Origin of the sequence: Pararhizobium sp. IMCC3301 (assembly GCF_030758315.1) — a bacterium.
Lineage (GTDB): Bacteria > Pseudomonadota > Alphaproteobacteria > Rhizobiales.
In genome coordinates this window covers 4498314-4524149 of the sequence record NZ_CP132336.1, presented here as the reverse complement: position 1 = coordinate 4524149, position 25836 = coordinate 4498314, and the positions used below count along the sequence as shown (strand labels likewise).

The window sequence follows — 25836 nt, the reverse complement described above, 5'->3', positions numbered from 1 at the left end:
TTCCTGGTGTTGTCGGGGGCTTTCCCCGGGCCTAGACGAGACGGCTTTGTTCTATCGCGGCGGCTATGAAAGAGGCAAATAATGGATGGGGGTCCAATGGCCGGGATTTCAGTTCAGGATGATATTGCACACCGATAAACCAGGGATGGTTTGGCAGTTCCACCGTTTCCGGCAATACACCGTCAGGCGACAATCCGGCAAAATTCAGCCCGGCATCTTCCAGTCTCTGGCGATAATCGATATTGACCTCATAACGGTGACGATGGCGCTCGGAAATAAATGTCTTACCATAAATACCGGCAATTTTTGAACCCTCGGCCAAGGTCGCATCATAGGCGCCAAGGCGCATGGTGCCACCCAAATCGCCATCAGCGCTGCGCCTGACAAGCGCATTTCCACTGGTCCATTCCGTCATCAATCCGACCACTGGCGCGTCTGTCGGGCCAAATTCGGATGAGGAGGCCTGTTCGATCCCGGCCAGATTGCGGGCCGCTTCAACGACAGCCATCTGCATGCCGAGGCAGATGCCGAAATAGGGAATTTTGCGTTCTCTGGCGAATGTCGCGGCGGCAATCTTGCCTTCGGTTCCGCGCTCGCCGAAACCGCCTGGCACCAGAATGCCATGGACATGTTCCAGAAATGGTGCCGGGTCCTCTTTTTCGAACACCTCTGATTCAATCCATTCCAGATTGACCCTGGCAGAATTGGCGATGCCGCCATGGGCCAGAGCTTCCATCAGCGATTTGTAGGCATCCTTGAGGCCGGTATATTTTCCGACGATGGCGATGGTCACCTCGCCTTCCGGATTTTTGACGATCCGGGAAATTTCTTCCCAGGCCTGCAGGTCAGGCGCCGGCGCACCGGTGATGCCGAATGCTGCCAGCACTTCCTCATCGAGCCCCTCGTGATGATACGACAGCGGCACATCATAAATCGACTTCACATCAAGTGCCTGGATGACAGCTGATGGGCGGACATTACAGAACAGCGATAATTTGCGGCGCTCTTCTGCCGGTATTTCCCGGTCGGCTCGCACCAGCAGAATATCCGGTTGAATGCCGATTGAGCGCAGTTCCTTGACCGAATGCTGGGTCGGTTTGGTTTTCAACTCCCCGGCCGTGGGGATAAACGGCATCAGGGTCAGATGAATATAAATTGCATCGCCGCGCGGCAGATCATTACCCAACTGGCGAATCGCTTCAAAGAACGGAAGGGCTTCAATATCACCGACAGTGCCGCCAATTTCGCAGAGCACGAAATCATAATCTTCATTGCCGTCCAGCACAAAACTCTTGATAGCGTCCGTGACATGGGGAATGACCTGCACGGTTGCTCCCAGATACTCGCCCCGGCGTTCCTTGGCGATAATTTGCTGGTAGATGCGGCCGGTGGTTATGTTGTCCTGCCGGTTGCCCGGGCGCTGTGTGAAGCGCTCATAATGGCCAAGGTCAAGATCGGTTTCCGCGCCATCATCGGTCACGAACACCTCACCATGCTGGTAGGGGCTCATCGTGCCCGGATCGACGTTGAGATAGGGATCGAGCTTGCGCAGCCGCACTTTAAAGCCACGGGCCTGCAACAAGGCACCAAGAGCTGCGGAACCTAAACCTTTACCAAGGGAGGAGACCACGCCGCCGGTTATGAAAATATATCGCGCCATGGGATTTAAGCTTTACGCCTGTCACATCGATTCGGGAAGCCAAAAGAAAACGCCCGTCGAAGTTGCGGGCGTTTTCCAGAGGATTATTGTTGTCAGTCTATTCAGATACGGGTGCGCTTGGCGCTGCCGGCTCGGCGGGCGTTTCCGGGAGACTGCCTGGCAGAGCATCCAGAATACCGTTGCCGCTGCCATCCAATTGCTCAGAACCGGGTACGTTATCGAGTATCGATCCGGATTGACCTTCATTATTTGCAATGATCGACAAAGCAATCGAAGTGGCAAAAAAACCAATTGCCAGAAAGGTGGTGGCACGGCTGAGCGCATTGGCAGCACCGCGGCCAGTCATGAAATTGCCACCGCCGCCGCCGCCGCCAATTCCAAGGGCGCCGCCTTCCGAGCGCTGTAGAAGAATAACAGCAATGAGCGCAAGCACGACCATCAGATGAATAACGATAATAACCGAGGACATTTGTAACCTGTGTCACGAAGTGATTGTTGCGCGCGCTTCTACACGATCCGCGCCGCAGATACCAGTGTTGAAATGCGCTTGTTGCAGTTGGGGATCATCTGCGCAACTTGCAAGGTGAACTGCTGAACTTCACGATGCAGTGCAACAAAGCCTTGACTTGGCCACACTCCTGTGGGCATAAGCGCGTCATTGGAACGGGGCCATTCTGGCTTTTTGCCGGACATTCGCTATTTCAGCGTCTACCCCGACAACCCCCAATAGTCCCTGAGGTAGGAGCGCATCAGCGCTCGCGCAGACTGGGACATCTTGACCTAGTCCATGCGCCACACAGATCCGCATCATGCGGCTCCCGGGGCCAACCGAAAGAGTTTACGTGACATTTGAATCCCTCGGCCTTGACCGGCCGATTCTGGACGCGCTTGCCTTACAAGGCTACGCGACACCAACCCCTATCCAGGCGCAAGCCATTCCCGAAATCCTGAAAGGCCGCGACGTCGTCGGAATTGCCCAGACCGGCACCGGCAAGACAGCCGCCTTCACCCTGCCCTTGCTGCATCGGCTGATGAACAACAGAATACCCGTCAAGCCCAACAGTGTGCGGGTGCTGGTGCTGTCTCCAACCCGTGAACTGGCTTCGCAGATTGAGAAAGCCGTGCGCAGCTACGGCGCAAAACTGCCACTCAAAAGTGCCACAGTCATGGGCGGCGTTTCGATGCGCCCGCAACGGCAGAAGTTGGCACAGGGCGTTGATATTCTCGTCGCCACACCTGGCCGGCTGCTTGATCTGATCGAGCAGAAAGCACTTGATCTGAAACGTGTGGAAACACTGGTTCTTGATGAAGCCGATCAGATGCTTGACATCGGATTTCTGCCCGCAATCCGGAAAGTCATCGCGATGGTGCCCAAAGAGCGCCAGATGCTGCTGTTTTCCGCAACCATGCCAAAAGAAATCAGAAATCTGACCAGACAACACCTGAAAGATCCGGCAGAAATTTCGGTGACCCCGGTTGCCACCACTGCAGACCGCATCGACCAAAGTGTGATGCATGTCCAGCAACCTTCAAAAATGTTTGTCACCAGCAAAATGCTGAAGCAGCGGGTGCGCGAACAGACGATTGTCTTTACCCGCACAAAACGAGGTGCCGACAAGGTTGCAAAACGCCTGATCGCCGATGGTATCAACGCGGCCGCTATCCATGGCAACAAGTCGCAGAACCAGCGTGAAAAGGCGCTTGCCGCTTTTCGCAATGGATCGCTGCCGGTTCTGATTGCAACAGATATTGCAGCGCGCGGCATTGATGTTCCGGGTGTTAATCTTATTGTGAATTTCGATCTTCCGGAAGTCGCAGAAGTCTATGTGCACCGTATCGGGAGGACGGCCCGGGCCGGCGCCGCCGGCCAGGCGATTGCGCTCTGTGCTCCCGAAGAGCGCAAGCTGCTGCGGGCTGTGGAACGTCTTATTCAGCGGGAGATTCCGGTGATTGCCGCACCTGAGGGCGTGGCTGCGGTTGACATGAGCGTTGAACCTGTCAGCGAACGCAAGGCCGGCCGGCCGAACAAGCCGCACCGGCAACAGCGCAGCAGGCCCAATTCCACCCGCCGCCCGGCTGCCAGATCGCGCGGTCGCTCCGGCCAGCGCCAGGCTGCAGCAGCAGGCTGATCAGAGCTTCTGTTTGAATTTCAGCAAGACACCGGAAAGGGCTGCCATGTGCAGCCCTTTTTGTTGTGTAACCGCCCGGTCGAAATGCCGCGTCTTACAATTCAGGCCACGGCCTGAATAATTCCCAGAAAATCCACCGCTTTCAGACTTGCGCCACCAACCAATGCGCCGTTGACATCGGCAACCGCCAGAAGTTCCGCGGCATTTCCGGGCTTCACAGAGCCGCCATAGAGCAGCCGCATGGCCTTGCCTTCTGCATCCAGGCGCTGTGTCAGAAAGCTGCGGATGAATGCATGGACCTCGGCCACATCCTTTGTACCCGGAGTGAGACCGGTGCCAATCGCCCAGACAGGCTCATAGGCGATGACAGTGTTTTGCGCGGTTGCTCCCTCGGGCACCGAGCCGGCCAATTGCTGTTCCACCACAGCAAGGGTCGTGCCGCCACGGCGTTGCGATTCCGTTTCACCGACACAGATGATGGCTGTCAGGCCGGCATCCCAGGCCGCTTTGGCCTTGTCCGCCACCAGCGCGTCGCTCTCGCCGTGATCCTGACGGCGCTCGGAATGACCGACAATGATCGCGCTGGCACCGCAATCGGCGAGCATCGCGGCGGAAATATCGCCCGTATGCGCGCCGGAGCCTGCGGTGTGGCAGTCCTGTGCGCCCACTGCCATTGCTCGACGATCAGGATGGTTGGCGAAAGCGGCAATCAGCGTAAAAGGCGGGCAGATCATGGCGTCAGCAGCGTTGGACAACTCGGCAGTCAGCCCTTGGGCCATTGCCGCGAACTCAGCCATATCGGCACGCAGACCGTTCATTTTCCAGTTGCCCGCAATCAGTGGCTTCAGTGTGCTCATGAAATCTCTCCGCATTTACTCTTAGGCGCTGGATATCAAAGCGCGATCAGAAAGACCAGCATCAAGCTTGTTGCCTGCTCATCCGGCCAGGTTAAGGTACTGCCCGAAAATTGGCTTTCCTTGTTTCCACAAATTGACTATCACACGGCACATCTATTCCGCACCCGGCACAATAGCCGGTCCGGCTCAAAAATAATCAGGGGAAACCATGCTCAACGCATTGCGTAAATCGGCCAGCACCTGGGTGGCCAAGGTTCTGATCGGCCTGTTGGTGCTCAGCTTCGCTGTCTGGGGTGTCAACGACTTCATCGGCGGCATCAACCGCACCACAATTGCGACCGTCGGGGAGACCACAGTCAGCGCAGAGCGTTTCGACCGCGCCCTGTCAATCGAGATATCCCGTCTGCAACGCCAGATCCAGCAGCCGATAAGCCGGTCTCAGGCGGTGGCTTTCGGCATCCCTAACCAGGTGATCTCGCAACTTGTGACCGAAGCGGCGCTCGACGATGTATCTACGAAACTCAATCTTGGCGTATCCGATGAGCGACTGCGCGATGACATTACTGAAAACCCTGCGTTCACAGGCCCGGATGGCCGATTTGACCGCTCCTTTTTGCAGCAAATCCTGCAATCAAATAGTATGACTGAAAATCAGTTCGTCGCTGATCAACGGGCCTTTTCGGAGCGCCGGCAGATCGCCGAAGGTGTGTCTGGTGGAGCGAAAGTGCCGGAAACGCTGTTGAAAGCCATTCATATTTTTCGCAATGAATCCCGCACTATTCGGTCCATTGCTCTGGATTCCAGCGATCTGCAGGAAATCCCGACGCCAAGCGAGCAGAACCTGACAAGCTATTTTGATGACAATAAAGCGCGCTACCGGGCACCGGAATACCGCTCTGTCTCATTGATCCATCTGACCCTCGACGACATTATGGATGCGGCGGCAGTTTCCGATGATGATGCAAGGCGCATTTACGATGAACGCAAGGACCGGTTTTCCGAACCTGAAAAGCGGCGTGTCGAGCAACTGGTTTTCGCGGATAAGGAAGAAGCTGACGCCGCCAAAGCCAAACTGGACGAGGGCACAGAGTGGGAAACACTGCTGGACCAGCGCGGCGTTGTGCCGGGAGACATTGATCTTGGCCTTGTGGCGCGGGAAGACATTATTGACCAATCGGTTGCGGATGCGGTGTTTTCCATGGCGGAAGGCTCGGTCAGCGATGTTATCGAAGGCCGCTTCGGCCCGGTTCTGGCGCGGGTCACGGCTATACAGCTTGCCTCGACCCGGCCGTTCGAGGACGTCGCCGGTGATATCAAACAGGAAATTGCCCGTGACGAAGCCATCGACCAGATATTCACTGTGCGAGATGCGGTCGAAGACAGCATCGCCGGAGGTGCATCGCTTGCAGAGGTGGCCACAGCGAACAGCTTGAACTTGCGACAAGTCGCAGCCGTCAGCGAAACCGGGCTTGATGAGACGGATGCAGTTATTTCCGATCTGCCGCTCAGCGAGGACCTGACAAGCGGCATCTATGCGAGCGATATCGGAATTGAAAACCCGCCTCTGGAAGGTGACAATGAATTTGTCTGGTACGAAGTCACCGGCGTAACGCCCGAGCGCGAGCGCACGCTTGAGGAAGTCAGCGACAGGGTTCAACAGGACTGGATCCGCGACGAGACAGCAAAGGCGCTTGATGCTCTGGCCTCAAGCCTGGCAGGCAATCTGAAGTCCGATATCAGCTTCACCGCGCTGGCCGAGGCACGCAACAAGCCGATCACTGCCCTGGAAGGCATCACACGGCTGGAAGGCAAGGACGGATTGGCTGCAACCAATATTGCAACTATTTTCGAAGCGAAGGCTGACAGTTTCGGCTTCTTGACCCCGGCAGACCCGACGCAGCGTCTGGTGTTTCAGGTTACCGATGTAACAGTGCCGGCGTATTTCAGCGAAGAGCAGACGGCACTCCAGATTGCCGAGGCGGTTGCTCCGGCGATCGAAAATGAGTTGCTGACACAATATGTCGCCGAGTTGCAGACCAATCTGGGAGTGTCGCTGAATCAGGCATTGCTGAACCAGATGCTGGCTGGAAACGCGGATCAACGGCGCTAGAGCGTTTCATGGTTACATTGAATCATTTGATATGTTGATTGAGCCGCCACAAGATGCCGTGCTTGCGAGCTATGCAAAGGGCGCGCCACAAGTGGTATGGACCACGCTTGTGGCCGATCTGGAAACTCCCGTATCAGCGATGCTGAAACTGTCGCGCAGCGAAGAACATTGCTTCCTGCTGGAATCGGTTGAAGGCGGAGCCGTTCGCGGCCGTTATTCGATCATTGGAATGGACCCGGATCTGGTTTTCAAGACTGTCGCCGACACGGCCTGGTCGGGAAGTGCCGAGGACCTGGCCAAAGATACAATGTCCCGTCTCGACAAACCATCGCTGCAGGCGCTGCGTGATGTGCTGGAAAGCTCCAAGATTGACCTGCCGGAGGCACTGCCGCCGATGGCGGCCGGAATGTTCGGTTATCTGGGCTATGACAATGTGCGGCTGATGGAAAATCTTGCCGAGTCGGGCCCTGATCCGCTGGGGCTCAGCGACACATTGCTGATCCGTCCGCAGATGATCGTCATTTTTGACAATATCAAGGATGAGATCACTCTGATCACACCGCTTCGCCCCGACCAGCATGTCACTGCGGAAACCGCCTATTCACGTGCGGTTGACCGTCTGACACGGGTCATGGACCGCCTTGATGCGCCACTGGAACGCGGATTAGATGCGGACGGGGTGGATCTGACGATCAACATGCAGTCCAATACAACGCCTGACGACTATTACGCGATGGTCCGCAAAGCCAAGGAATATATTTCCGCCGGCGATATTTTTCAGGTGGTTCTGTCGCAACGCTTTGAAACCGAATTCACGCTTCCGCCATTTGCCCTCTATCGCGCGCTGCGGCGCGTCAATCCGGCACCGTTTCTGTATTTCCTCAAATTCGGTGATTTTGCCATTGTCGGCTCAAGTCCGGAAATTCTGGTGCGGGCGCGCGATGGTGAAGTCACGATCCGTCCGATTGCCGGTACAAGGCCGCGCGGCGACACGCCGGAGAAGGACGCTGCCTTTGCCAGGGAGCTATTGTCTGATCCGAAAGAACTGGCCGAACATCTGATGCTGCTTGATCTTGGCCGCAATGATGTGGGCCGGGTGTCGAAAATCGGCACGGTTGAAGTCACCGATCAATTCTTTCTGGAATATTACAGCCAGGTCATGCACATCGTCTCCAATGTGGTGGGAGAACTGTCCGACGAGTTTGACGCCATTGACGCCCTGTCTGCCGGCTTTCCTGCAGGTACTGTGTCCGGCGCTCCGAAAGTGCGGGCGATGCAGATCATTGATGAATTGGAGCGCGACAAACGCGGCCCCTATGGGGGAGCCGTCGGTTATTTTACCGCCGATGGCAATATGGATACCTGCATCGTTTTGCGCACATCTGTGGTGAAGGACGGAAAGATGTATGTCCAGGCCGGTGCCGGCATTGTCGCCGATTCCATTCCGGAAATGGAACAGCAGGAATGTATCAGCAAAGCAAAAGCCCTGTTTCGCGCGGCGGAAGAAGCCGTGCGATTTGCCTCCAGCACAGCGCGCGGTCAATAATGTACCGCCGTAACCCGCAATCGGCAGGCTTTGGGGTCCCGCAATGTTCCTAGTGATCGATAATTACGACAGCTTTACCTACAATCTGGTGCATCTGATCGGACAATTGGGCGTCAAGCTGGAGGTGGTGCGTAATGATAAAATCCGCGTCGAAGATACCCTGGCGCTGAACCCGGAAGGTATTATTCTCTCGCCCGGGCCCTGCACGCCGAATGAAGCCGGCATCTGCCTCGACATCATCACAGCAGCAGCAGGACAGATGCCGATCTTTGGTGTCTGTCTTGGCATGCAGGCCATTGGTCAGGCCTATGGCGGAAACGTCATTCGCGCCAACCGTCTCATGCATGGCAAGATGAGTGACATCGTTCACGATGGTACTGCAATGTTCAGGAAAGTGCCCTCGCCGTTCAGGGCCACCCGGTACCATTCGCTGGTCGTCGAGGATGCCTCACTCCCCGAGACTTTGCAGATCACGGCCAAAACCGACGATGGCAGTCTGATGGGATTGTCGCACACATCACATCCGGTTCACGGAGTGCAATTCCACCCGGAGAGTATCGCTTCGGAACATGGCGACACGATCATGCGCAACTTTATTGAAATCGCGCGTGATTTCAATAAGGTGAACCGGCCACAGGCCGCCGCCTGACTGCAGATTTGCAGAGAGGCTTCAGCTTTGGTTCACAAGATTTTGGGGCATCAAGTCCGATGGAATCAAAGGGGCGATTGCCAGGATTTCAGACTTCAAGGGGCATCCAGGATGATCAGTCTTGTTCCGAGCAAGCCTCGATCAGACTGATGATCTGCTTTTGCAATTTTTCATCCTTGATGGACTCGATCTGCTTTGCCAGATTCAGCAGCCACCAGGGCACGGTTTTTTCTGACGATACGGATTCATCAATCCCGTCAAAGAAATAGTCGATCGGCACCTGCAGAACACGGGACATCTCCCAGAGGCGCCCAGAGCCAATCCGATTGCTGCCCTTTTCATATTTCTGTATCTGCTGAAAGCTCACGCCGAGCTGATCACCCAGTTCTGTCTGACTCATTTCCATCGCCTTGCGCGCCTTGCGCACTTTGCGACCGACATGAAGATCCGCATCAAGCGCCGAGCGTGCATTGTGCATGACAACTTTTGAAGAGGCTGGTTTTTCCATAGATAACATCGTCACCTTCCCACAATTTCTGCCTGTGGTTGCAGCTTTAGCCACATTTAAATGATTAATCAACCCTTAATTATAAGGGTGTTGTATTTTCTTACACGCAATCCTTTGAAAAACGTCGCAAAACCCCGATGACTCGTTCAATTTACGACATCTCCGTCAATGTTGCCAATGAATTAATGGCAACTTGGGAAGCAGCCTGTTGTCCAGACCCGCGATTACTATCGGCTTCCTGGTGAAATCGATATTTTTGAGGGTGTTTTAGTTTCCGATCAAATCGAGTTCGCGTGCTCGCCACAGCGCCGCAAGCTTATTCCTGACACCGAATTTCTGGATGAGGTTACGCGAAATTTCCGCCACATAAATCGGGGAAACGCCGATAATCAGCGCGATTTCAGTTCCCGACATTCCAAGCGCACTGAGCTCGAGCACTTCCTGTTCGCGCGGCCGCAGAACGATTCTGTCTGTGGTCGTCATCACGAGAGCAGACTGATGAAAGGTTTCTGACAGCACCCGGCAGCAGGCGGTCAGCTGTTCTATCGACATGTCCTGCGGGCGATGCGAGGTGCTGGATGCCGAACAGGTTAGAAGTATCCCCACTGTTTTGGACGAGGTTTTCAACCGGGTCGCGACACCCCAGGATAGTCCGTAGCCATTGGCCTGTCTGAAATATTCCACCAGTCCGGGCTTGCCGGTAAATTGCTCCGCTGACCAGTAAAACGGGTCTGCTTCGCTCTGTGCCAGTTCCAGTACCGGGTCAATTCGCGCGAAATCTTTGCGCACATAGATGTCTATCCAGTCAGCAGCATAAGTATGGATAGACTGATCGAACAAAATGACGTTGCCGGAAATCTTTGTATAGGCGAATTGTTGCAGGCCTATCGGGGATATCGCATTGCCAAATGTGGCGCGCAATTCCTTCATCGTGGTGCAGGCTTTCAGCTTGCGCACGCTCAGTTGCAGATATTGGCGAAGCTCCCTTGCCCCCACGCGATCATCCTTTTTATTCGGTTAGACCGTCCATCCTTGAATTTAAACTATAGCATTGATCCTTGTTTGGCGAGTTTGTTTGGTTTGACCTTAGATCCCCCGATTTTTTCAATCTATAACTGCGGTTTGTCCGATTTTTCCCCACTGTCCTACAGCTTTAACATCCAGGTTACTCCATGATTATCAGGCTGTTTCTATGCCTGGGGAGAAACGGTCGGCGAGGACTTCCGGCGCTTGGCGGAGGCAGTCGTCGGTGCACAGCATCGGCGCATGATCAGGCCCCGAACGAGGCTGCTGTTTTGGTGGAAATTGCTGTCATTATATGGCAAGCAGGCAGAACAGGCAGGATGTTAACTGGGAGCGCAGCTCTGACAACGCGGACCTTCAGGACTTGCCGACAGTGCGGATGAGTAGAACATGTTTGATATGAAAGCTACGCTGGCCCGGGTGGCGAGCGGCGATGCCCTTGATCAGGAAACCGCCGAGCAGACCTTCGACATTATCATGTCCGGCGATGCCACACCGGTCCAGATCGGTGCTCTGCTGATGGGCTTGCGGGTGCGCGGCGAAACCATTGACGAGATTTCAGGTGCGGTCAAAGTGATGCGCTCCAAAATGGTGCGCGTGCAGGCGCCGGCCGACGCCGTCGATCTGGTTGGAACGGGAGGTGATTCATCCGGAACCTATAATATTTCGACCTGTGCCAGTTTTGTCGTGGCCGGGATGGGCATTCCGGTGGCCAAACACGGCAATCGCGCGCTGTCCTCAAAATCGGGCGCGGCCGACACGCTGATGGCGCTCGGTGTCAATCTGGACCTCACCCCCGAACAGATCAGCATCTGCATCGACAAGGCAGGCCTTGGCTTCATGTTTGCTCCGGCGCATCACAGCGCGATGAAACATGTTGGTCCGGCGCGTGTGGAACTTGGCACAAGGACGATTTTCAATCTGCTCGGCCCGCTGTCCAATCCGGCATCGGTGAAGCGGCAGATGGTCGGTGTGTTCGATGAAAAATGGCTGGAGCCGCTGGCCCATACGCTGTCACGCCTCGGCTCAATCAAGGCGTGGATCGTGCATGGGTCTGACGGTCTTGACGAGATTACCACCACAGGGCCGTCCCAGTGTGCAATTCTGGATAATGGAACGGTCAGCCGGTGCGTCATTGAACCGGGAAAACTTGGCCTTGAACTGGCGAAGCCGGCAGAACTGGTCGGCGGCGATGCGGCGTATAATGCTGACGCTCTGAAACGGGTTCTGGATGGCGAGCAATCCGCGCACAGGGACATTGTGCTGCTGAATTCAGCGGCAACCGCTGTGGTCGCGGGCCGGGCTGAGACGTTGTCGGACGGGCTGGAGATGGCCCGCGCCAGTATTGATGACGGCAAAGCCCACAGCGCGATGCAAGCCCTGGTGACACTCTCCAACTCGTTCGGAAGCAAATAGATGCAGGGCGTTCTTGATAAAATATGCCGCTACAAGCGGGACGAAATTGCCGCCGCTAAAACCCGCTTGCCTGATTCAGCAATCAAGGCTAAGGCCCGTGATGCCGAGCCAGTCCGAGGCTTCAAATCCGCGTTACAGAGCAAAGTTGATCAGGGCGGGTTTGCGTTGATTGCCGAGATCAAAAAGGCGAGCCCGTCGAAGGGCCTGATCCGTGCGGATTTTGATCCTCCTGCGCTGGCAAAATCGTATCAGTCGGGGGGCGCAGCCTGCCTTTCGGTGCTGACCGATACTCCGTCGTTTCAGGGCCATCCCGATTTTCTGCTGGCGGCACGCACCGCCACCGACCTGCCGGTGTTGCGCAAGGATTTCATGCTTGATCCGTATCAGGTCTATGAAGCCCGTGCGTGGAATGCGGATTGCATTCTGATTATCATGGCCTGCACCAGTGACGATCAGGCCAGGGAATTGGAAGACACTGCATTTCTGCTGGGTATGGACGTCCTAATCGAAGTACACAATGAGGCGGAGACGGAGCGTGCGCTGCGCCATCTGACATCGGATCTGATCGGCATCAATAACCGCAATCTTGATACGTTTGAGACAAGCCTGAGCACCAGCGAAAAACTGGCGGCGTTGATGCCGGATGATAAATTACTGGTCGGGGAAAGTGGCATCAACACCCATGCCGACCTGCAGCGGCTTAAACGATGCGGCATCAGCAGTTTTCTGGTCGGAGAGAGCCTGATGCGCCAGCACGATGTGAGCGCCGCCACCAGACATCTTCTGACCGGGGCCTGATATGGCGAAGCTGACACATCTCAATGACAAGGGTGAAGCCAATATGGTGGATGTCGGTGACAAAGCCGTCACCCATCGCATTGCCCAGGCGGAAGGCCGGGTTGCGATGCTGCCGGAAACCCTTGACATGATCCTGTCCGGCAACGCCAAAAAGGGCGATGTTCTGGGCACGGCGCGGCTTGCCGGTATTATGGCGGCAAAGCGCACGCATGAGCTGATTCCGCTGTGTCATCAATTGCTGATCAGCAAAATTGAAATTTCAATTACGCCGGAAGTGGACAGTTCGACCCTGCATGTCGTGTCCACTGTCAGGGTAAAGGGTCAGACCGGCGTGGAGATGGAAGCCCTGACAGCGGTTTCAATCGCCTGTCTGACAATCTACGATATGGCCAAGGCGGTTGATCGCAGTATGCGCATTGAGGGCATCAGAGTGCTGGAAAAGAGTGGTGGAAAATCCGGCACTTACCGCGCCGACGCCTGACAGAGCTGGAGTTCAGAATGTCACTTCTTCCCGTTGCCGAGGCCAGACAGTTGATCCTGGATGGCAGTTCAACCCTGCCGGCCGAAATTGTTCCTCTGAGCGAGGCGCATTTGCGGGTCAATGCCGATGCCCTGGCCGCGCAGCGGACACAGCCGCCCTTCTCCAGCTCGGCCATGGATGGCTATGCGGTACGCCATGCGGATCTGGCCTTGAACAAATCATTGACCGTGGTCGGCGAAGCGCCGGCCGGACACGGATTTAAAAGCAGGCTGCTGCCACACCAGGCCGTGCGTATTTTCACCGGCGCACCGCTGCCTGTTGGCGCAGACACGATCCTCATTCAGGAAGATGCGGAACGGGCGGAACAGGCGGAAAACACAGAGATCCGCCCGCTGGAGATTCCGCAACCGGGCGCCTATGTGCGCGCCGCAGGCCTGGATTTCACGCTGGGCGATGTTCTGATCCCTGCCCGGCAAATTCTGCGCTCAGCAGATATGGCCCTGCTTGCCAGCATGAACCACGCAAAGGTGTGTGTTATCCGAAAACCGCGCATTGCTGTTCTGGCAACGGGCGATGAACTGGCAATGCCGGGAAGCACCATCGGCCCTGATCAGATTGTTGCCTCAAATAATTTCGGTATTGCGGCGCGGATTTCCGAACTGGGCGGATATCCGGTCGATCTTGGCATTGCCAAGGATACTGAGGCGGATCTGCTGGATGGGTTGAAACGCGCACAGGCCGAACACTGTGACGCAATCATCACGCTTGGCGGCGCCTCGGTGGGAACCCACGACCTGGTTCAGCAGGCTTTTCAGAGCGCCGGGCTGCAACTTGCTTTCTGGAAAATTGCCATGCGCCCCGGCAAACCCCTGATGTTCGGCACTGTCGGCAATATGGTGTTTCTCGGATTTCCAGGCAATCCGGTGTCCAGCATGGTGTGTGCGGAACTGTTTCTTGCACCTTTGATGAAGCAATGGCTCGGCTTGCCCACCACAATGCCTTTCCGCACTGCCAGATTGCTGGAACCGTTGCCGGCCAATGACCAGCGCGAAGATTATCTGCGGGCGGTTCTGCAGGAGACCGACAATTCTGATGCGCTTCCCGGGGTGCGCCCGCTCGGACGCCAGGACAGTTCGATGCTGGCAAATTTCGCCAGAGCGGACTGCCTGATCAAACGGCCACCTTTTGCTCCACAGACGGACTCTGGATCAATTGTGGAGATTCTCCCGCTGCGTCACTGAGCTTGCGCGTCCAGAGTGTCGTAAGTTGTTCCGCGTCCACCGGTCGCGAAAAGTAGTAACCCTGGAGATGGTCCACGCCGATACTTGCGAGGATAGCCGCCTGCTCCTCAGTTTCCACACCTTCGGCGACAATCTTGAGATTGAGCTTGCGGGCGAGTTCGACAACCGCTTGGACAATCGGCTCGGCACCGCCTTCTTTATCGAGATCATTGACAAAACTGCGGTCAATCTTGAGCACGTCGAGCGGCAAATCCTTCAATATGGACAGCGATGAATAGCCTGTTCCGAAATCGTCGACGTGGATGCCGACGCCATACGTCTTCAAAAAGTCCAGATTCCGCTTCGTCATTTCAATATCCTGAATGATGCTCGACTCGGTAAGCTCGATATTGATCAATTCTGGCGATATGCCGGACTTCTCGATCACTGCAATCAGCCGCAGAGCGAAGGTTGGACTGCGGCACTCAATGGGCGAAATGTTCAGCGAAACGCCAACGGCAGGCAGACCGGCATTCTGCCATCGAAGAATGTTGGCGCATGCCTGGGCGAGAAGTTGTGTGCTGAGCTGCGAAATCAGGCCGGATTCCTCTGCCAACGGAATGAAATCCACAGGAGGAATGAACTGGCCGTCCGCGTCGCGCCAGCGGGCAAGTGCCTCGACGCCGATTAACTCATGCGTCTTCGCATCAACGATCGGCTGATAGTGGAGAAAGAACCGGTCGGCGGCGATATCACCCGACATGCGGCGCTTCAGCTCATGTTGCACCTTGACCCTGGCATCCATATCGTTGTCATAAAAACTTATCGAGCCTCTTTTGGTAGCCTTCGACTTGTACATTGCGACGTCGGCGTGGGTAAGCAGCATGTCGGCGTCTGCATCGGTGTCTACCGTTGGAAAAACGGCAATCCCGATGCTGACCGTGGCTTCCAGATTTGTCCGACCGAAGGTGGTAATCGCCCGCACCGTGGTGGAAATTTTCTCGGCGGCGTCGATGGCGCCATCCGCACCATTCAGGTGGGTGGCAAGAACCGCAAATTCATCGCCGCCGACGCGGGCGATGCTGTCGGTGTCACGCAGTTGAGCGCGCAGGCTGTCGGCAATCGCGATAAGCAGGGTGTCTCCGGCCTTGTGGCCATAAAGATCATTGACCTCCTTGAAGCGATCAACGTCGAACATAATCACCGCGCAGTCGAGGCCCGTACGGCGAGCATTGCGTCGCGCCCGTTCGACTTCCTCAAAAAAAGCGCGGCGATTAAGGAGGCCGGTCAAGGGATCGGTGCGCGCGAGGTGGATTAGGGCAATCTCGCTCTTTTTGCGTTCGATGGCGTAGCGGATCGCCCGCAGCAAAGGTCGCGATTGAACTTCGGCCTTGTCGAGGTAGTCGCAGGCGCCGAAATTGAGCGCCTCGGTCGCCGTGGTGATATCCGAATTCCCGGTGAGCACAATGATCGGCACTTCTGGGAGAGTGGCGCGCGCGGCGCGCAGACCATCAAGCCCCGTAGCGTCGGGCAGCCCGAGGTCAAGCAGCACCGCGTCGAAGCGGTTGGCGGAGTCGGCCAGCCGGGCAATGCAGTCGGCGAGAGTGCCAACCGACTGGATGTCAATGCGCATGTCACCCTCAGTCGCGGCCTCCCGCAATGCGATCTCGGCGAGCCGCCGATCACCCGGATTGTCTTCAACCAGGAGAATGTCAAGTTGGGTGCCGTCAAAACTTGACATTTTCCGCTCCGCTGAATTGGTTTGCGCTCACGGAAGTTTCACGACGGTAAACCAGAAGTTTTCGATGGAGTGAACGACGCTCATAAACCCTTCGAAATCGATAGGCTTTGAAACAAATGAGTTGGCGTAGGATTCATACGCCCTGACAATATCAGTTTCTGCTTCCGACGATGTGAGTACAACGACCGGGATCACTTTCAAGACCTGATCGTTCTTGATCTCCTTGAGGATGGAGCGGCCATCGACACCCGGCAGGTTGAGGTCGAGCAGGATGACATCAGGCCTCGGTGCGTCGCTGTATTCCCCCCGGCGATACAGGAAGTCCAGTGCTTTTTTACCGTCCATCACAACACTAAGATTGGTTGCTATCCTTGCCTCTTTGAAGCCTTCCACCGTCAGACGGACATCTGCCGGATTGTCTTCGACCAAGAGTATCTCGATCGCACGTCCTACAATGCTATTCGCCATTGTCTCTTTTCTCCAAATGTTGAAGCGCCGGAAGCGTGAAGCGAAAGGTCGTGCCATCTTCGGGTGCCGGGTCGATCCAAATTGTGCCGCCGTGACGTTCAACGATACGCTTGCACGATGCCAGTCCGATTCCGGTACCCTGATATTTGTCCCGACTGTGTAAGCGCGTAAAAATCACGAAGACCTTTTCCCTGAACTCGGGTGCAATGCCGAGGCCGTTGTCGGAAATAGCAAACTCCCAGAAGTCGCCTTTGAATTCTGCGGCGACACTCACCTGCGGTGGCAATTCGCTGCGGTACTTGATGGCATTTTCTATAAGATTGGTGAACAGCCGCTCCATCTGCACCGAATCGGCCTCAATCACCGGAAGTGGCCCGACATCAATTTTGCCATCGCACTCGGCAAGGCGCTCGCTGAGTGCCTGCAATGCGGACTGGACGACTTGGCCGGTATCGATCATTTCCCGATTCAACGGGCGGTTGCTGACCCGCGAATAGGCCAGAAGGTCGTTTATCAGACATTTCATGCGCACGGCACCGTCAACGGCAAAGCCGATAAACTCGTCGGCTTCCGTGTCGAGCTTGCCGCTATAACGTCGCGACAGCAGGCCCAGATAGCTGCTGACCATCCGGAGTGGCTCCTGCAGGTCATGCGAAGCGATGTAGGCAAACTGCGACAATTCCTGGTTGGATCTTGACAATTCCTCAGTCTTCGCCTTGAGGTCAAGTTCGCGCCTCATGATCCCTGCGACCATCTCCTCGAAAGCACGCGCCAGCGCGCCGGTTTCGTCTTTGCGGTGAACTGCTTTGCGCAGATCGAAGTCCCGCGCCCCGGCTGCAATATTTGTCGCTGCGACCGTCAAATCGCGAAGCGGCCGGATGATGATGCGCGCCAGCAATACGGCGACGATACCAACGGCAATTATAAGAACCAGCGCGAGGAGCACCGTAGAATAGCGTAGGGAATTGATGCGCTGGAATAGTGCCGCCCCGTCCAGAGTCGCCACCATGACAATGTATCGATCCGCCTCCGCCTTGCCGAAGGATACGCGCCTGGCGAAGGCGAGTTCCTCGCCGCGGACGGTTCGAACACTGGTGGAGTATGATTGCGCCTTATCGCTGAACAAGCCGGACAGATGAGGCATATGGTCCTGCATGAGCTGTCGTTCACCGCGATCGAAGCCAAAGGGCAGCGCCGGATCGGGATGGACAAGAAAATCGCCGTTTTGATTCGCAATCATAAGCTGCTCGTCCGCGCCAAGGGTTTCCTGGAGAAGGTCAAACCAATAGGTCGCGTCTACATTGACGACCAGTTCTCCACGCAGGATGCCTGCGTCATCAAAAACCGGTGCCGCGGTACGAACAACCGGGCGATAGGGTTCGACAATCCTGCCAAAATCCCGGTCGAGTTCGAAATCTGACATGTACACGGCACCGTCTGTCAGCTTTGCGGCTTCCCTGAAGAAGGGTTCCTGACCCTTCTCCTGCAACTGGGCCGTCGGCGTGCGCAAGATCATGCCGTTCGTGGGGCGCTCGACGCGGACAACTTCGTGCCCGCCATCGGCGATCTTGATATAGCGCAGCCGAAAGTAGGCAGGCCGGTTTTCCAGAAGCACCTCGAAAAGCGCCGCGAGGCGCCGGGTCCACTCGGCTTCGCTGAGATCGGTTTCCGGGTCGATGCCGCCGTTCAACTGCGCGCGGACAATCCCTTCAACTGGAAGGGTTTGAGACAAAAACAAGGTATCCCGGCTGGCGAATTCGGTCCGCGATGCGAAACGACTGGCGGTGGTGTTGATTGAGGACGAAAGGCGGAACTGTTCGCGCTCGACCAAGGCGTCGACTGCGCCTTGATACATGAAGAAGACTGTACCGGCGGCGATGATTGCTCCACACAAGGTCGTCCAAAGGGCGATCTTTGCCGCAAGCCCGAACAACAACGGCCTGAACCCGGCCTCTTCCGATCGCTCGGACAAGAATTGTGCGCCCTCCAGACCCACCATCCCGGTGTCTGGGTGTGTATCGGAAACTGTCATTGCGACCCCAACCAATCAATAGAGATTAAAATCCCAATAAATTACAAAGATTAAGAATTACGCAAAACGTTTATGGAGCTTCTTTTGCATTGGTCTTTCAACGAGATTTTGTTAACGAGTTAACCTGACTATCCGGTGAAAGTGTTCTGGCGCCAGTGTGTGAATCCTGACTGCGCTCAGGACCGAGCGTTGCATCAGGGATGCAACTCATCGATTTTGCGTTCGCGATGAATGGCTGTGCTGTGCGCCATGCGGATATGGCCCTGACTGCCGGCAAGAACCACGCAATGGTGCCTGTAATCCGCAAACAGGCGCATCGGGTGTGGCCCTGCCGCTGCGATCCGGAGCCGACAGGTCCTGTCCTGTTTACATGCAATGTTTCCGACCGGAGCAGATGTTCCTTCTATGTCTCGGATTTCCGCCTTGCGGAACAAGACAGGAACAGTTACAGTGTTCATGCTTTGTACACATCTGATTTCTATAGTGATGTCGCTTGTGACTACTATGGACAGTCAGAACCCGGGATTGATTGACATGCTGACGCGCAAACAACATGAACTTTTGATGTTCATTCACGAACGCCTCAAAGAATCTGGCGTTCCACCTTCGTTTGACGAGATGAAGGTTGCGCTGGATCTGAAGTCGAAATCCGGGATTCACCGGCTTATCGTCGCACTTGAGGAACGCGGTTTTTTGCGCCGCATGCCGAATCGGGCGCGCGCCATGGAAATCATCAAATTACCGGAATCGGTTTCGCCGAGCCTTGCCGCGCCCAGAAGCAAGGGCTTCTCTCCAAGTGTGATTGAAGGCAGTCTTGGCAAGAAGCGTGAAACCGTCCGCCCGGCCAGTGAGTCCGCAGGCGCGCAGGGTGACGGGCGCTCGGTGTCCATTCCTGTGATGGGCAGAATTGCTGCAGGAACGCCGATATCGGCGATTCAGAACCACAGCCATACCATCCCCGTCCCGGCCGACATGCTGACTTCGGGCGAGCATTTCGCTCTGGAAGTGCGCGGCGATTCGATGATTGAGGCGGGCATTCTGGATGGCGACACCGTTGTCATCAAAAGAGGAATGACAGCAGAAACGGGCGACATTGTCGTCGCACTTATCGACGATGAAGAAGCAACCCTGAAGCGACTTCGCAAAAAGGGTGGCTCTATTGCTTTGGAAGCGGCCAATCCAGCCTATGAGACCCGCATTTTCGGGCCGGATCAGGTCGAGGTTCAGGGCAAACTGGTCGGGCTGTTGAGAACCTACTAAAGCTGCATCGGCGCGTGTGTAACGCGACCTAAGAAAGTAATAGACCGGTGACGTGAGTCATTATTCCAATGAGACAGTTTAGCTGTTAGATTTTGCCAGAGACATATAGTCCAGTGGCAAGATGCTGGTGTTTTTGAGTTCTTCCATTGCGAAGCTGGAACTGACATCGGAAATGTCGATCTTGGCAATCAGTTTCTGATAGAATTTGTCATAGGCCGCAATATCCGGCACCACCACTTTCAACAGATAATCAACCTGGCCGCTCATGCGGTAAAACGAGACCACTTCTGCAAAATCGCTGATGATTTCGGCAAAACGCGTCAACCATTCCTTGCTGTGCTGATTGGTGCTGATTGAAACAAACACCGTCACACCTGCCCCGACCAAAGCCGGATCGAGCACGGCGACACGCCGCTTGATGACGCCATCTTCTTCCATTTTCTGGATGCGCCGCCAACACGGGGTTGTTGACAGGCCGACACGTTTGCCGATTTCCGCAACAGGCACGGTGCTGTCCTTTTGCAGAATTGCCAGAATGCTGCGATCAATTCTGTCCATATCGCCCTCATTGATGCTTCAATGTGTGCCCCTCTTACAGGAACCACCCTGGCACTTCCAGCGCCATTCGCACTGAAAACCGGTCTGGATCAGGGCAGCAGATCGGCTTCGCCGGTCAGGCGCGTGACTTCCTGGCGCAGCACCGGCAACAATTCCTGCTCAAACCAGATATTGCGCTTGAGCCACGCATTATTTCTCCACGAGGGATGCGGCAACGGCATGATGCGCGGTGCCGCGTTATCCCGCTCAGTATCATACCAATATTCCCGCCACGCACTGACGGTTTCGGTCAGACTGGCTTTGCGTCTGAGACCAAGATGATAAGCAATGGCATATTGGCCGATAGCGAGCAGAATTTCGATCTGAGGCATTTCTGCAAACAGCTGATCATGCCAGCTCGCCCGGCATTCAGGCCGGGGTGGCAAATCGGAACCGCTGGCGTTCTGTCCCGGAAAACAGAAGCCCATCGGCACAATGGCGACTTTCGACGAATCATAGAAATCAGTTGCCTCCAGCCCGAGCCAGTCTCTCAGCCGGTCGCCGGACCGGTCGGTAAAGGGCTGGCCGGATTTGTGGACCCGCGTCCCCGGCGCCTGGCCGCAAATGCATATTCTGGCGGTCGCAGACACCTGGAGCACCGGCTTTGGCGTATGTGGCAGCGGATTTCGCAATGGCCGTTCAATGCAGATCCGGCAGGACCGGATGTCTTTGACCAGGCTGTGCAATGGTGCTGTGGTCATTGTCCTATACCGTTGTCGCGGCGCCAGTCTTGCGGCACCTCGAAGTCCAGCTCCCACAATCCGCGCCCCGCCAGCGCTGCCAGCACCTCGAGAGCCTTGTAGTCGCCATAAGATACAGCCCAGCCATCATGCACCATCTGGGCATTGATCGAGGCTTGCGAGCCGGCAGCAACCAGCGCTGCATTGCCCGGCTGCTCTGAGCTTTGCCAGCGGCATACAGCAAGGGTTCGGCCGTGTTTATCCACACCGCGATCGCTGCAGGCCAACGCTTCCTTGCCTACCAGTTGCGCCAGATGGTCTCTGGCAAGACGACCGCATGGCACGGCCCTGCCGGCGCGCAGACAGGTTTGATCCAGCTCCGGCGCATCGATCCCCAGAAGTCGCATTTTTTGCCCGCCGACAGCCAGCGAATCGCCATCAACCACCCGAACTGCCGAATTCAAAGGCTCCCAGCTTTCATCATCCAGCCAGACCACCAGCACTGCAACGGCAAGAATGAACATTGCAGCCTTCAGCAGATCCCGAATCTTCAATTGACCATTCCTGAAACAGGTTTTCCGGCTGGATCAGTCGGTTTCAACGTCGCTGCCGGACACTCCGGCCTGATCAAAAGTTGCCATTCCGGAATGCACTGCTGCCGCCGATTTCACAATTCCTGCTGCAAGTGCCGCACCACTGCCCTCGCCCAGCCGCATCCCCAGATCGAGCAGAGGCCGTTTGCCCAGCCGTTTCAGCACCGCCGCATGGGCCTGCTCGTCCGATACATGGGAAAACAGGCAGTGATCAATTGATGCCGGACTGACTGAATGCAGGATCGCTGCAGAGGCTGTTGCGACAAATCCATCGACTATGACCGGAATGCGCTCAACCCGTGCTGCCAGCATGGCGCCGCACATGGCGGCAATTTCGCGCCCGCCAAGGCGGCGCAAGGCTTCCAGTCCGTTGGTTTTGCTGACGCCGGCTCTGCCGACAGCGCGGCGCACCACATCGGCCTTGCGTTTCAGACCTGCCGCATCGACGCCGGTTCCCGCACCGACCCAGTCTTCCGGACGGCCGCCATACAGCGCATGAAAAATCGCCGCTGCGACTGTTGTATTGGCAATGCCCATTTCACCGATGCACAGCAAATCTGTGCCGCCGGCAATTGCTTCCATGCCGAAAGCCATGGTCGCAGCACAGGTCTTCTCATCGAACGCATCTTTCAACGTGATGTCCGGTGTCGGCAGATCAAGCGCCAGATCAAACACTTTCAGGCCGAGATTATTGGCCGTGCAGAGCTGATTGATCGCTGCGCCGCCAGCTGCGAAATTTGCCACCATCTGCTGGGTGACGTTGGACGGAAATGCCGAAACGCCAAGCTCGGCAATCCCGTGATTTCCGGCGAAGATCGCCACCAAAGGCCGGGTTACCGCCGGAGGGGCCTTGCCCTGCCAGGCGGCCAGCCATTCAACCAGTTCCTCCAGACGACCCAGCGAGCCTGCCGGTTTTGTCAGCGTCGCGTCGCGCGCGCGCACCGCTTCCACCGCTTCAGTGACGGGACCTGGAAGCGACCGGATCAATTCCCGGATGTCTTCAAATGGAAGTGCTGTTATCGATGTATTCATGAGTCCTGGAGCCTATCGGATAAAGGGGCCTGGCAGGCGTTGGGCGGAGTTGCAAACTGATTCCTGCCCATTGCCAACATTCACATTCGATCTATAAAGCGCCTTGGAGAAGACGCAAGATGGCAAACCAGATGAATGACCCGCTGAAAGGTGACAAGAAACCGTCTGGAGCGACGCTCAAAACGGTGATTCCAAGGCTCCGTGCGATGCTGCGTGACTTCCTGCTGTGTCTGGCATTCTTCACAAGACTACCTGTTTCGCTCTCTTTTGAACAGCCAGCCGACATGTCCAAATCATCACGAATGTTTCCGGCAACCGGCCTGATTATCGGCGGTATCGGGTCGCTGGCCATGGCGGTGGCATGGCTGCTTGGTCTGCCGGTGATCGCGGTGTCCGTTCTGGCCGTTGCCACAATGATCCTTGCTACTGGGGCGCTGCATGAGGACGGTCTTGCCGATATGGTGGATGGATTTGGCGGCGGCCGGGACCGCATGCGCAAGCTGGAGATCATGAAGGACAGCCATATCGGCACATATGGTGTTCTTGCCCTGGTGCTTTCACAGGGCCTGCGCATAAGCCTTCTCAGCGCGCTGATCTCGGCCGATCTGATTATCGCGATGGCGGCGCTGACCGGGTCGGCTGTGGCCTCACGTGCCGCCAGTATGGTGTTTTGGTCGGCCCTGCCCCCGGCCCGCAAGGATGGGCTTTCCAGAGATGTCGGTCAGCCTGACAGGGCGGCGTTGACTTTTGCCATGGCGATGACACTGATCGTGCTGCTGGCAGTGTTGTGGTGGAGCGCGGGCCCGGCAGCGCTTGTGGCTGCGGTTGTTGTCAGTGGTCTGTCAATCTGGCTGCTGATCGGGCTGTGCCATCACCAGATTGGTGGTCAGACCGGCGACACGATCGGTGCGGCGCAGCAGATCAGCGAACTTGCTTTTATGGCCGGTCTTCTTATGTCAGTAGGCAATATTGTGGATCTGACATGAAATCACCCTGTGTAAACATCTGCCTGATTGATGAGCCCACCCGGCAATGTCTGGGATGTGGCCGGAGCTTGCGGGAAATAAGCGGCTGGAGCCAGATGAATGATGCCGAGCGCGACGCCATCATGAAAGTGCTGCCGCACAGGCTGCAGCTTCTGCCACAGGTGACCAGTTGAACGTGCTCTGGACACTGCTTCTGGGTCTTGCGGTCCTGTTGGTCGTGCTGATCGTCAGAAACGACGCTGGAACCGTACTTGGCATGGATATCGGGGCCTTCGGGCAACTCGGCGTGCTGTTTGCCCTTCTGGCCTTCATAAGTATCGGCGTGTTTCGCGGGATGCGGACATCCGAGTTTTTCAAGAACGCGCTGATCTGGACCGGCATCGCACTGGCGCTGGTAACGGTCTATGCCTATCGTTTTGAATTAGAATCGGTTGCCACCCGGGTCACCGGGGAACTGGTACCCGGGGTTGCCCTGACCAGCAGCGATGGAAATTCCATTACGGTCAATCGCGGACGCAGTGGTCATTTCTCAGTGAAGGCGGAAATTGGCGGGGTGCCGGTCGACATGCTGGTCGACACCGGCGCCAGCACTGTGGTTCTGAACTATACAGATGCGGAAAATGTCGGGATCGATGTCAATTCACTGAATTTTTCGACGCCCGTGGGCACCGCAAATGGAAATGCCTTTTTTGCCCGTATCGTGCTGGATACAGTGACCGTCGGCGGCATTGAACTGAACAATGTCCGTGCAGCCATAGCCCAACCCGGTAAATTGCAGCAAAGTGTGCTGGGCAACAGCTTTCTCAACCGGCTGTCATCGTATGAATTCAGCGGCTCAAAACTGGTTCTGCGACGCTGATCCCAGCTCAGGCAAGCACCGCCAAATCTTCCGGCAGATGTATCAGATCAGGTTGACTTTTCGGTACAGCAGCGAGAGCGGCTTCAACCACTTCGATACCCGCCGATGGCCTGGCCGCTTCGCAACTTAGGATACGGCGATAGGCCCGCGCGCCTGCAACGCCATGGAACATGCCGATCATATGACGGGTGATCTGGTTCAGCCGACCGCCCGACTGCAGATGCTGTTCAATGATCGGATACATGCGGCGAACCGCGCCGTGGCGGTCTTCGGCAACAGCCGCTTCGCCATAAAAACCATGGTCAACGCCGAACAGCAGTGCTGGCTGGTGATAGGCCGCCCGGCCGAGCATCACGCCGTCGACATGGGATAGATGGCTGCTGGCCTCAGTCAGGTTCTGAATGCCGCCATTGATGCCGATGAACAGATGTCCCAGTCTTTGTTTCAACCGGTAGACCCGGTCATAATCCAGAGGCGGAATATCCCTGTTCTCCTTTGGTGACAAACCATCCAGCCAGGCTTTGCGCGCATGCACCCAAAGCCCGTCGACACCTTGCTCAACGCAGGCATCCGCCAGATCATCAAGCGCAGTTTCGATATCCTGATCATCAACGCCGAGGCGGCATTTTACCGTCACCGGCAAATCGACAGCATTCTTCATGGCGCTGACACAGGCGGCCACCAGTTGCGGCGAGCGCATCAGACAGGCACCGAATGTGCCGGACTGGACCCTGTCGGACGGACAGCCGACATTCAGATTGATCTCGTCATAGCCATAATCTGCGGCAATACGCGCGGCCTCAGCCAGTTTGGCCGGGTCCGAGCCGCCCAATTGCAGCGCCACCGGGTTCTGCCCCTGCGGAATCAGCAGATGACGATCACGGTCGCCATGCAGAATGGCCTCGGCAACAATCATCTCGGTATACAGCAACGCCTTGCGCGACAGGATGCGGTGAAACGACCGGCACCAGCGGTCCGTCCAGTCCATCATGGGGGCGATGGAGAATGTGCGTGCGTTAGTTAAGGTCATTGTTCAGAGTAAAGCAGTGCTTTCAAGCCCGATCTTTGGGCGGAATGGATCATATTTGATCGCCTTTTACCGTGTTTGATCGCTATGTGCACGGAATTTACGCGGATGGGTAATCGTGCGCATTTATTAGTGCCAGACAAAAAGTTAGAGTGCGTCAGCGC

26 protein-coding genes are annotated in these 25836 nt (G+C 56.2%); 12 read left to right on the top strand and 14 right to left on the bottom strand.

What is annotated here, in order from left to right:
- Positions 1-31: 31 nt before the first annotated feature.
- Together RAL88_RS21430 and secG are read right to left on the bottom strand one after the other, a co-directional pair.
- Positions 32-1660 (bottom strand): CTP synthase, encoded by a 1629-nt coding sequence (locus tag RAL88_RS21430; RefSeq protein WP_306266259.1) that lies wholly within the window; start codon positions 1658-1660, stop codon positions 32-34.
- Between the two features lie 97 nt (positions 1661-1757).
- Entirely contained in the window at positions 1758-2129 is a 372-nt protein-coding gene (gene secG / locus RAL88_RS21425; protein WP_306266257.1) for a preprotein translocase subunit SecG, read from the bottom strand.
- Between the two features lie 373 nt (positions 2130-2502).
- On the opposite strand from secG, the gene RAL88_RS21420 reads away from it, so the two are divergent.
- Positions 2503-3789 carry a DEAD/DEAH box helicase gene (locus tag RAL88_RS21420; protein ID WP_306266255.1) on the top strand — a complete coding sequence of 429 codons (1287 nt, stop codon included), beginning with the start codon at positions 2503-2505 and terminating at the stop codon, positions 3787-3789.
- 101 nt (positions 3790-3890) lie between these two features.
- Here RAL88_RS21420 and tpiA read toward each other — a convergent pair whose 3' ends face one another.
- Positions 3891-4646 carry a triose-phosphate isomerase gene (tpiA, locus tag RAL88_RS21415; RefSeq protein ID WP_306266254.1) on the bottom strand — a complete coding sequence of 252 codons (756 nt, stop codon included), beginning with the start codon at positions 4644-4646 and terminating at the stop codon, positions 3891-3893.
- 208 nt (positions 4647-4854) lie between these two features.
- On the opposite strand from tpiA, the gene RAL88_RS21410 reads away from it, so the two are divergent.
- From RAL88_RS21410 to RAL88_RS21400, 3 genes are read left to right on the top strand one after another with little or no spacing between them, the layout of a single operon-like run.
- Positions 4855-6756, top strand: a complete 1902-nt coding sequence (locus RAL88_RS21410) for a SurA N-terminal domain-containing protein (protein ID WP_306266252.1) — start codon at positions 4855-4857, stop codon at positions 6754-6756.
- A gap of 31 nt (positions 6757-6787) precedes the next feature.
- Positions 6788-8302 (top strand): anthranilate synthase component I, encoded by a 1515-nt coding sequence (gene trpE, locus RAL88_RS21405; RefSeq protein WP_306266250.1) that lies wholly within the window; start codon positions 6788-6790, stop codon positions 8300-8302.
- A 43-nt stretch (positions 8303-8345) separates the two neighbouring features.
- Positions 8346-8951, top strand: coding sequence for an aminodeoxychorismate/anthranilate synthase component II (locus RAL88_RS21400; RefSeq protein ID WP_306266248.1), 606 nt, complete (start codon positions 8346-8348; stop codon positions 8949-8951).
- A 115-nt stretch (positions 8952-9066) separates the two neighbouring features.
- On the opposite strand, the gene RAL88_RS21395 is transcribed toward RAL88_RS21400, so the two are convergent.
- On the bottom strand, positions 9067-9459 hold the full coding sequence (locus RAL88_RS21395; protein ID WP_306266246.1) for a helix-turn-helix domain-containing protein: 393 nt from the start codon (positions 9457-9459) through the stop codon (positions 9067-9069).
- A gap of 267 nt (positions 9460-9726) precedes the next feature.
- Positions 9727-10455, bottom strand: coding sequence for an autoinducer binding domain-containing protein (locus RAL88_RS21390; RefSeq protein WP_306266244.1), 729 nt, complete (start codon positions 10453-10455; stop codon positions 9727-9729).
- Positions 10456-10872: 417 nt separating this feature from the next.
- Between RAL88_RS21390 and trpD the strand changes: the two genes are divergently transcribed.
- From trpD to glp, 4 genes are read left to right on the top strand one after another with little or no spacing between them, the layout of a single operon-like run.
- Positions 10873-11898 (top strand): anthranilate phosphoribosyltransferase, encoded by a 1026-nt coding sequence (trpD, locus tag RAL88_RS21385; protein ID WP_306266242.1) that lies wholly within the window; start codon positions 10873-10875, stop codon positions 11896-11898.
- Positions 11899-12696: an indole-3-glycerol phosphate synthase TrpC gene (gene trpC / locus RAL88_RS21380; protein ID WP_306266241.1), complete on the top strand. Its 798-nt coding sequence runs from the start codon at positions 11899-11901 to the stop codon at positions 12694-12696.
- A gap of 1 nt (position 12697) precedes the next feature.
- Entirely contained in the window at positions 12698-13177 is a 480-nt protein-coding gene (gene moaC, locus RAL88_RS21375; RefSeq protein ID WP_306266239.1) for a cyclic pyranopterin monophosphate synthase MoaC, read from the top strand.
- Between the two features lie 17 nt (positions 13178-13194).
- The gene (gene glp, locus RAL88_RS21370; protein WP_306266237.1) at positions 13195-14418 is read left to right on the top strand and encodes a gephyrin-like molybdotransferase Glp; all 1224 of its coding nucleotides are present in this window, start codon (positions 13195-13197) and stop codon (positions 14416-14418) included.
- On the opposite strand, the gene RAL88_RS21365 is transcribed toward glp, so the two are convergent.
- From RAL88_RS21365 to RAL88_RS21350, 4 genes are all read right to left on the bottom strand, one after another.
- Positions 14348-16138, bottom strand: a complete 1791-nt coding sequence (locus RAL88_RS21365; RefSeq protein ID WP_306266235.1) for a bifunctional diguanylate cyclase/phosphodiesterase — start codon at positions 16136-16138, stop codon at positions 14348-14350. The two genes, glp and RAL88_RS21365, sit on opposite strands and share 71 nt — an antisense overlap.
- 27 nt (positions 16139-16165) lie before the next feature.
- Positions 16166-16606: a response regulator gene (locus RAL88_RS21360; protein WP_306266234.1), complete on the bottom strand. Its 441-nt coding sequence runs from the start codon at positions 16604-16606 to the stop codon at positions 16166-16168.
- A complete protein-coding gene (locus RAL88_RS21355) occupies positions 16596-18638 on the bottom strand; it encodes an ATP-binding protein (RefSeq protein ID WP_306266233.1) in 2043 nt (680 codons plus the stop codon). Before RAL88_RS21355 ends, RAL88_RS21360 begins: the two co-directional genes overlap by 11 nt.
- Positions 18639-18832: 194 nt before the next feature.
- Positions 18833-18955 (bottom strand): hypothetical protein, encoded by a 123-nt coding sequence (locus RAL88_RS21350; protein ID WP_306266231.1) that lies wholly within the window; start codon positions 18953-18955, stop codon positions 18833-18835.
- 217 nt (positions 18956-19172) lie between these two features.
- On the opposite strand from RAL88_RS21350, the gene lexA reads away from it, so the two are divergent.
- On the top strand, positions 19173-19898 hold the full coding sequence (lexA, locus tag RAL88_RS21345; RefSeq protein WP_306266229.1) for a transcriptional repressor LexA: 726 nt from the start codon (positions 19173-19175) through the stop codon (positions 19896-19898).
- 78 nt (positions 19899-19976) lie between these two features.
- Here lexA and RAL88_RS21340 read toward each other — a convergent pair whose 3' ends face one another.
- The 4 genes from RAL88_RS21340 to cobT all read right to left on the bottom strand — a co-directional run bounded on the left by RAL88_RS21340 (position 19977) and on the right by cobT (position 22800).
- A complete protein-coding gene (locus RAL88_RS21340; RefSeq protein WP_306266227.1) occupies positions 19977-20456 on the bottom strand; it encodes an Lrp/AsnC family transcriptional regulator in 480 nt (159 codons plus the stop codon).
- An 89-nt stretch (positions 20457-20545) separates the two neighbouring features.
- Positions 20546-21196, bottom strand: coding sequence for a uracil-DNA glycosylase family protein (locus RAL88_RS21335; protein WP_306266226.1), 651 nt, complete (start codon positions 21194-21196; stop codon positions 20546-20548).
- Positions 21193-21729 carry a thermonuclease family protein gene (locus tag RAL88_RS21330; RefSeq protein ID WP_306266225.1) on the bottom strand — a complete coding sequence of 179 codons (537 nt, stop codon included), beginning with the start codon at positions 21727-21729 and terminating at the stop codon, positions 21193-21195. Before RAL88_RS21330 ends, RAL88_RS21335 begins: the two co-directional genes overlap by 4 nt.
- Positions 21730-21762: 33 nt before the next feature.
- Positions 21763-22800 carry a nicotinate-nucleotide--dimethylbenzimidazole phosphoribosyltransferase gene (gene cobT / locus RAL88_RS21325; protein ID WP_306266224.1) on the bottom strand — a complete coding sequence of 346 codons (1038 nt, stop codon included), beginning with the start codon at positions 22798-22800 and terminating at the stop codon, positions 21763-21765.
- A 119-nt stretch (positions 22801-22919) separates the two neighbouring features.
- Between cobT and cobS the strand changes: the two genes are divergently transcribed.
- From cobS to RAL88_RS21310, 3 genes are read left to right on the top strand one after another with little or no spacing between them, the layout of a single operon-like run.
- Positions 22920-23786 (top strand): adenosylcobinamide-GDP ribazoletransferase, encoded by an 867-nt coding sequence (gene cobS / locus RAL88_RS21320; RefSeq protein WP_306266223.1) that lies wholly within the window; start codon positions 22920-22922, stop codon positions 23784-23786.
- Positions 23783-23959, top strand: coding sequence for a DUF1289 domain-containing protein (locus RAL88_RS21315; protein ID WP_306266222.1), 177 nt, complete (start codon positions 23783-23785; stop codon positions 23957-23959). The genes cobS and RAL88_RS21315 overlap by 4 nt, the downstream gene beginning before the upstream one ends.
- A gap of 2 nt (positions 23960-23961) precedes the next feature.
- Entirely contained in the window at positions 23962-24645 is a 684-nt protein-coding gene (locus RAL88_RS21310) for a TIGR02281 family clan AA aspartic protease (protein ID WP_306266220.1), read from the top strand.
- A 7-nt stretch (positions 24646-24652) separates the two neighbouring features.
- On the opposite strand, the gene dusA is transcribed toward RAL88_RS21310, so the two are convergent.
- On the bottom strand, positions 24653-25675 hold the full coding sequence (gene dusA / locus RAL88_RS21305) for a tRNA dihydrouridine(20/20a) synthase DusA (RefSeq protein ID WP_306266218.1): 1023 nt from the start codon (positions 25673-25675) through the stop codon (positions 24653-24655).
- Positions 25676-25836: the final 161 nt, after the last annotated feature.

What these genes read in the sequence shown, in the direction of transcription:
- RAL88_RS21430 (WP_306266259.1), bottom strand. Translation starts at nt 1,660, where the DNA reads ATGGCGCGATATATTTTCATAACCGGCGGCGTGGTCTCCTCCCTTGGT.
- secG (WP_306266257.1), bottom strand. Translation starts at nt 2,129, where the DNA reads ATGTCCTCGGTTATTATCGTTATTCATCTGATGGTCGTGCTTGCGCTC.
- tpiA (WP_306266254.1), bottom strand. Translation starts at nt 4,646, where the DNA reads ATGAGCACACTGAAGCCACTGATTGCGGGCAACTGGAAAATGAACGGT.
- RAL88_RS21410 (WP_306266252.1), top strand. Translation starts at nt 4,855, where the DNA reads ATGCTCAACGCATTGCGTAAATCGGCCAGCACCTGGGTGGCCAAGGTT.
- trpE (WP_306266250.1), top strand. Translation starts at nt 6,788, where the DNA reads ATGTTGATTGAGCCGCCACAAGATGCCGTGCTTGCGAGCTATGCAAAG.
- RAL88_RS21400 (WP_306266248.1), top strand. Translation starts at nt 8,346, where the DNA reads ATGTTCCTAGTGATCGATAATTACGACAGCTTTACCTACAATCTGGTG.
- RAL88_RS21395 (WP_306266246.1), bottom strand. Translation starts at nt 9,459, where the DNA reads ATGGAAAAACCAGCCTCTTCAAAAGTTGTCATGCACAATGCACGCTCG.
- trpD (WP_306266242.1), top strand. Translation starts at nt 10,873, where the DNA reads ATGTTTGATATGAAAGCTACGCTGGCCCGGGTGGCGAGCGGCGATGCC.
- trpC (WP_306266241.1), top strand. Translation starts at nt 11,899, where the DNA reads ATGCAGGGCGTTCTTGATAAAATATGCCGCTACAAGCGGGACGAAATT.
- moaC (WP_306266239.1), top strand. Translation starts at nt 12,698, where the DNA reads ATGGCGAAGCTGACACATCTCAATGACAAGGGTGAAGCCAATATGGTG.
- glp (WP_306266237.1), top strand. Translation starts at nt 13,195, where the DNA reads ATGTCACTTCTTCCCGTTGCCGAGGCCAGACAGTTGATCCTGGATGGC.
- RAL88_RS21365 (WP_306266235.1), bottom strand. Translation starts at nt 16,138, where the DNA reads ATGTCAAGTTTTGACGGCACCCAACTTGACATTCTCCTGGTTGAAGAC.
- RAL88_RS21360 (WP_306266234.1), bottom strand. Translation starts at nt 16,606, where the DNA reads ATGGCGAATAGCATTGTAGGACGTGCGATCGAGATACTCTTGGTCGAA.
- RAL88_RS21355 (WP_306266233.1), bottom strand. Translation starts at nt 18,638, where the DNA reads ATGACAGTTTCCGATACACACCCAGACACCGGGATGGTGGGTCTGGAG.
- RAL88_RS21350 (WP_306266231.1), bottom strand. Translation starts at nt 18,955, where the DNA reads ATGCGCCTGTTTGCGGATTACAGGCACCATTGCGTGGTTCTTGCCGGC.
- lexA (WP_306266229.1), top strand. Translation starts at nt 19,173, where the DNA reads ATGCTGACGCGCAAACAACATGAACTTTTGATGTTCATTCACGAACGC.
- RAL88_RS21340 (WP_306266227.1), bottom strand. Translation starts at nt 20,456, where the DNA reads ATGGACAGAATTGATCGCAGCATTCTGGCAATTCTGCAAAAGGACAGC.
- RAL88_RS21335 (WP_306266226.1), bottom strand. Translation starts at nt 21,196, where the DNA reads ATGACCACAGCACCATTGCACAGCCTGGTCAAAGACATCCGGTCCTGC.
- cobT (WP_306266224.1), bottom strand. Translation starts at nt 22,800, where the DNA reads ATGAATACATCGATAACAGCACTTCCATTTGAAGACATCCGGGAATTG.
- cobS (WP_306266223.1), top strand. Translation starts at nt 22,920, where the DNA reads ATGGCAAACCAGATGAATGACCCGCTGAAAGGTGACAAGAAACCGTCT.
- RAL88_RS21315 (WP_306266222.1), top strand. Translation starts at nt 23,783, where the DNA reads ATGAAATCACCCTGTGTAAACATCTGCCTGATTGATGAGCCCACCCGG.
- dusA (WP_306266218.1), bottom strand. Translation starts at nt 25,675, where the DNA reads ATGACCTTAACTAACGCACGCACATTCTCCATCGCCCCCATGATGGAC.